Here is a 4,721-nt window from a genome sequence, read left to right on the forward strand (position 1 = left end):
ATTGCCCATATCCTTTTTGATTTAACACGTTATCGGAGTATGGGCATTTACACAATTTTCAGTACAGTCTCTCCTCCTCCGCTTCCCAGGGTAAATGCACTCACAGAAAATTTTTCTCGGCCACTTCGTTAGACCTCCAAATATTGTCTGTTCGCCCTGGTCATCTTCGTCAGCCGGTGTTGTTTACGCCCTTGCGGCGAGGGGTCTCAAACGGGTGATGGCATACCAGAAGGAACAAAACAGCAGGTTCCCGCAAACGTCAAAACCGCGACAAGAGAAACTCAACGGGTGATGTGTGTAACCCCAAATGAAAAGGAAAGGCTTATGTGTGATCAGAAAAGTGTATTGCCGGAAGAAGGGGAGTTTACCCGCGAACAGGCAACTGCCGTCGCGTCTCAGTACAGCAACGTTGCGATTGAAGACGATAACGGGAAAGATTTTCGTCTCGTCGTGCGCGAAGGAGGCGAGATGGTGTGGCGTGGGTGGAATTTCGAAGCCGGGGCAGGATTTTGGCTTAACCGTTACATCAAAAGCTACGGCGTAAAAAACCAGACGGTGGGGAATTAATCATGAATACACCGGCAAATTCTAACCAAAATCTTAGCACTGAGGCCCCCGTAGCGGGGGCTGGAACATGCTCTCCCGCGCAGCTGGGCGATATGGCTAATCACATCCTCTGCTATGGTGCATTTTCCCAAAAATTCGAGCCGGCTCTTTTACCGGCGGGCGCGCAGGCCGAAATGTACAGATGCGAAGAATCCCTTTCGTGGATTCTGGTCTGGTTTGTTAACGGACGTCCGGTGATGGCCTGTGATTACTTTGATCATTTTACCTATATCCTCGACCGCACGTTGTTAGCGGAGGCCGGACAGTGAACGCGATGAACGTTGTTCCCCTCGGCGTCGTGGACGTGGCGTATTACAGCAGCCATGCGGCGCAGTACCTGCAAAACCTGCTTAAAACCGTTGAGGCATTGCCCTTTTTACAGCAGGTTATCGACGAGTTATCCGCAGACGCCAGCGTTGGCTGGAATTGCCAGACCGGCGCTATGTTAGGGGATGACCATATTCACGCCATCGAGCTGGAAATCGCGCCGATGCACGATTACGGCGACTTTGTGGAGGCGTTTACGTTTGAAGACAGCGTGTCGGAACCTGAGCGCGTTCATGCGTTTGCGTTGTATTCCCGTATTGCCGAGTCGGCTGAATTTGCGGGCGTACAGGCTTTACATGACGCGGATACGCTTGCCGAATGTGAGCTAATGGCATTACTGGCACTGCGTAAAATTAACCACCTCAAAGCCGGACGAACATGGGTGATTCAATAAAATCAGGTTGAATTTATGCCCAACTTGGGGGTAAAATATCCCCAAGTTGAAGGGAGCAGCAGACGATGGACGCTATTTTTGTTGAGTTAAGCGTGTTCGAAGCTAAACGCGCTGATTATTTGTCGGATGAACAATTCAAAGAATGTCAGCAGATGTTGCTTAAGAACCCGACCAGCGGCGACGTTATCCCTCACACGGGTGGCCTGAGAAAAATCAGGTTTGCTGATGCCCGCAGGGGCAAAGGCAAGCGTGGCGGCTTACGGGTGATTTATTACTGGTGGCTTGAAAGGTCTCATTTTCTGCTCTTTGCAGTCTATGATAAAGATCAGAAAGATGATCTGAGCCGGGACGAACAGGACATCTTGCGAAAGATGTTAGAATTACTGAAACAAGGGGGCACCTTATGAGTAACCGCAACCTTTTCGAAGAGTTAAAGCAGGGTATGCAAGACTGGAGCGACTTTAACGCGGGCAAGATCACGCTGAAAACGCATACTGTTTCGCAGAAAAAAAATATCTCGATGTCGCCGGAAGAGTTGAAGGCAGTTCGCGAAAAATTGCGCCTCTCTCAGGCCGTTTTTGCAGATTACCTGCATACAGGTATCACGACTTATCAGAATTGGGAGCAGGGCAGGGCGAAGCCAAACAAACAAGCTATGCTTCTGATCCGTATGGTTGAAAAAGACCCACATACACTGGGTACTCTCGCCGCACTCTAAGAAAATGCCCGTATGCTGCCGGTTTGGGGGATGCGGGCATTTTAGCATTGCATTCAAAATACCCCAGCGGGCTGCGCCCGCCATTAGCTGAATGTGGGGCGGCTGCGCCGCCCTTCTTCTCAGCTATGTTACGGGGGCTTGTCTCTCTCTTTCCTTTCTGTCTATTCCTCTCCGGGCTTTGCTCATTCATCGTCTTCTTCTTCTTCTTCTTCCTGGTCATCGATGGCCGGTCTCTGATTTTTACAACCAACAGCCACTGCCGGAACATGGCCACCTTCGGCTCCCGACCTGCGGCCGGTCGTCGAGCCCTACTGCGCTAACCGGCTGCGCCGGTAAGCTCCGCGTAACCCCTGCGGGTTTCCGGCCTGACGGCTAGGGTCTGATGGCTACGGCAAGGTCAATCCCTGCAGCTGGCTGACGCCAGCGCACAGACACTGGCCGGTAAACCGGCCGCTGAGGTCGCCGCCTCGTTCCTCGTCGTCGGGTGTGTGCATTCTGCCGGTTCCGGGTTTCCATCTCACGATAAGCCCTTTCGCACGGGCTTAACGTAGCACCGCCTGGTCTTCCTGAAAGGGGTGAATAAACTCCACCAAAAACTTTTCACCCGTTCCGTCCGAAAACTTTTTGTCTCCGCCCCTTTCCGTCAGCCTGCGCCGGAGCAACGTTGCCCTTGCCGCGAAAGAACTCACCGAGAGATGACATTTAACCAGAAGGGGACCACCAGCATGCACACACAAAACGTCAAGACCGCCGCTCCTGAATCTTCCGAAAGATGGGGGGAAAGCAAAGGCGATCTCCTTCTACAGTATGTTCGGGCGCAGTCTCGCCTCAAGCAAGGCTATGCCCTGTCTCAAAGCGAACCGACGCGCGACGGCGACCATCAGATCACGCTCCGCAAACAGGGTGAACTGGTGTGGCGGGGCTGGACGTTTGAACGCGATTTTCTGGCTGATTTTCGGCGATACATCGGGGAGGCAACAGAAGGGCAAGAGTAAGGTACTGAAATTGAGGCAATAAAAAAGCAGGGTTTCCCCTGCTTCATTACGCCGGAAGGGAGGTGAACGCTCCCAGACCGGCACGACAATCTATAACAAGGAGTCACATCATGTCTGACAACAATACTAAAGCAGCTGCCGTTAAAAAATCCAGCGATAAAGTTTCAAAAGCGGTAAACGAGGCACTTAAGACCGCGCTCGAGCAGGCGCAGATGGAGTTTGTGCCGCTTTCTTCGCTGGTGATATCTCCGCTGAACGTCCGCACCGTCCCGTATACGGCGAAGGAAGTCCGGCAAACGGCGGACTCGATCCATGCTATCGGGTTGCTGCAAAACTTAGTCATTCATTCATTGCCGGAGGGAATGAACGGCGTTGCGGCGGGTGGTAAGCGATTAACCAGCCTGAACCTGCTGCTGGAAGAGGGGAAAATGACGCCGGACACCCTCATTGCCGTGAAACGCTTGCCTGATGAACTGGCCCGCGCTGCTTCCATTATCGAAAACAGCGATCACAAGGTCATGCATCCGGCAGAGCAGATCGTGGGTTTCCGTGACCTTGCCGCCGAGGGAAAAACGGAGGCGCAGATCGGCGCATTGTTCGGGTACTCAAGCCGCCATGTACAGCGTTGTCTGAAAATGGCCAGTCTGGCACCCGCACTGCTGAAATTGCTCGCTCAGGACGAAATTACAGTCGATATCTGTCAGGCGCTGTGTCTTGAAGATGACCCGCAACGGCAGGTTGAGGTCTGGGAAAGTGCAAAGAGTAACTATTATTCCCCGTCCGTTAACGTCATTAAAAACATGATTGTTCAAAGTGAGGTGAGCATTCTCAATAACCGGCTGTTTTCTTTTGTCGGTCGGGATACCTATGAAGCGGCAGGCGGTCTGGTACGTGAAGACCTGTTTAGCAGCGAAAACGGGGAGGGGTTTGCAGACAAATCCCTGCTCACCACGCTGGCAGAGCAAAAATTGGCGGCAGCGGCGCAGGCCATTGAAACGCAGGAAGGCTGGTCTTGGGAGCCTGTTTACTATTTTGTGTAAACGCCTTTTCTCAGAAGTGACCATCCAGGCGGTCACCGAACTCGATAATAAAACGGCTCATTGCTAATCGCCAGTTCGACAACGGCATGGTCCATTTATGGGACGCCGCCTGGATCGCCAGCCACACCACTTTTTTCACGGCATCGTCTGTTGGGAACACTTTGCGTTTTTTGGTCGCATGCCGGATCACGCTGTTCAGCGACTCGATGGCATTAGTCGTGTAGATCACCTTGCGGATGTCCGCTGGCCACGCGAAGAATGTTGCCAGATTTGACCAGTTGGATTGCCAACTGCGGCTTATCTGCGGATAACGACTATCCCAGGCTCTGTCGCATTAACGCCGACAGGTCAGCAGAAATCGCGATGCCGTTTTTTTAGGCAGCCAACAGATGAAATTGTTCTGCTGGTGACAATCATCAAACGCCGGATACGACAGATGCTGGGATTCAAATCATCCCGCCGGGCGCAGGCTGTCCTTGCGGGTATTGAGGTGGTTCACATGATACGCAAGGGGCAGTATGCTCATCCTGACGGAGACGGATTATCTCCGGCAGAACAGTTTTACCTGCTTGCTGCCTGAAAAACAGGCAGCGCACTTTTAGCCAGCCAACCTCCATTAACGCGACAGAACCAAAAAAAAA

The 4,721-nt window shown here is 52.4% G+C and carries 7 protein-coding genes and 2 pseudogenes; 8 read left to right on the forward strand and 1 reads right to left on the reverse strand.

What is annotated here, in order from left to right; genetic code table 11:
* The first annotated feature begins 324 nt into the window (after positions 1–324).
* From J8X26_RS27315 to J8X26_RS27345, 7 genes are all read left to right on the forward strand, one after another.
* A complete protein-coding gene (locus tag J8X26_RS27315; RefSeq protein WP_208952649.1) occupies positions 325–567 on the forward strand; it encodes a DUF905 family protein in 243 nt (80 codons plus the stop codon).
* Positions 568–569: 2 nt separating this feature from the next.
* Positions 570–875, forward strand: a complete 306-nt coding sequence (locus J8X26_RS27320; RefSeq protein WP_208952650.1) for a hypothetical protein — start codon at positions 570–572, stop codon at positions 873–875.
* A gap of 5 nt (positions 876–880) precedes the next feature.
* Positions 881–1,327, forward strand: a complete 447-nt coding sequence (locus J8X26_RS27325) for a hypothetical protein (protein WP_244370896.1) — start codon at positions 881–883, stop codon at positions 1,325–1,327.
* Positions 1,328–1,392: 65 nt separating this feature from the next.
* Positions 1,393–1,734: a type II toxin-antitoxin system RelE/ParE family toxin gene (locus tag J8X26_RS27330; RefSeq protein ID WP_208952652.1), complete on the forward strand. Its 342-nt coding sequence runs from the start codon at positions 1,393–1,395 to the stop codon at positions 1,732–1,734.
* Positions 1,731–2,045, forward strand: a complete 315-nt coding sequence (locus J8X26_RS27335) for a DNA-binding transcriptional regulator (protein WP_056777937.1) — start codon at positions 1,731–1,733, stop codon at positions 2,043–2,045. Before J8X26_RS27330 ends, J8X26_RS27335 begins: the two co-directional genes overlap by 4 nt.
* Before the next feature lie 725 nt (positions 2,046–2,770).
* Positions 2,771–3,040 (forward strand): DUF905 family protein, encoded by a 270-nt coding sequence (locus tag J8X26_RS27340; RefSeq protein WP_208952653.1) that lies wholly within the window; start codon positions 2,771–2,773, stop codon positions 3,038–3,040.
* 110 nt (positions 3,041–3,150) lie between these two features.
* A complete protein-coding gene (locus J8X26_RS27345) occupies positions 3,151–4,080 on the forward strand; it encodes a ParB/Srx family N-terminal domain-containing protein (protein WP_208952654.1) in 930 nt (309 codons plus the stop codon).
* A 10-nt stretch (positions 4,081–4,090) separates the two neighbouring features.
* Here J8X26_RS27345 and J8X26_RS27350 read toward each other — a convergent pair.
* A pseudogene (locus J8X26_RS27350) lies at positions 4,091–4,405 on the reverse strand (transposase); the annotation flags it as partial.
* A gap of 90 nt (positions 4,406–4,495) precedes the next feature.
* Here J8X26_RS27350 and J8X26_RS27355 point away from each other — a divergent pair.
* Positions 4,496–4,660: pseudogene (locus J8X26_RS27355) on the forward strand (IS6 family transposase); the annotation flags it as partial.
* Positions 4,661–4,721 lie beyond the last annotated feature (61 nt).

The sequence above is a fragment of the Rahnella sp. ChDrAdgB13 genome, assembly GCF_017655185.1.
Classification (GTDB): Bacteria; Pseudomonadota; Gammaproteobacteria; order Enterobacterales; family Enterobacteriaceae; genus Rahnella; species Rahnella contaminans.

Excerpts from the sequence above, each read along its gene's own strand:
- J8X26_RS27345 (WP_208952654.1), top strand. The coding sequence starts at position 3,151 with ATGTCTGACAACAATACTAAAGCAGCTGCCGTTAAAAAATCCAGCGAT.
- J8X26_RS27340 (WP_208952653.1), top strand. The coding sequence starts at position 2,771 with ATGCACACACAAAACGTCAAGACCGCCGCTCCTGAATCTTCCGAAAGA.
- J8X26_RS27320 (WP_208952650.1), top strand. The coding sequence starts at position 570 with ATGAATACACCGGCAAATTCTAACCAAAATCTTAGCACTGAGGCCCCC.
- J8X26_RS27335 (WP_056777937.1), top strand. The coding sequence starts at position 1,731 with ATGAGTAACCGCAACCTTTTCGAAGAGTTAAAGCAGGGTATGCAAGAC.
- J8X26_RS27325 (WP_244370896.1), top strand. The coding sequence starts at position 881 with ATGAACGTTGTTCCCCTCGGCGTCGTGGACGTGGCGTATTACAGCAGC.
- J8X26_RS27315 (WP_208952649.1), top strand. The coding sequence starts at position 325 with ATGTGTGATCAGAAAAGTGTATTGCCGGAAGAAGGGGAGTTTACCCGC.
- J8X26_RS27330 (WP_208952652.1), top strand. The coding sequence starts at position 1,393 with ATGGACGCTATTTTTGTTGAGTTAAGCGTGTTCGAAGCTAAACGCGCT.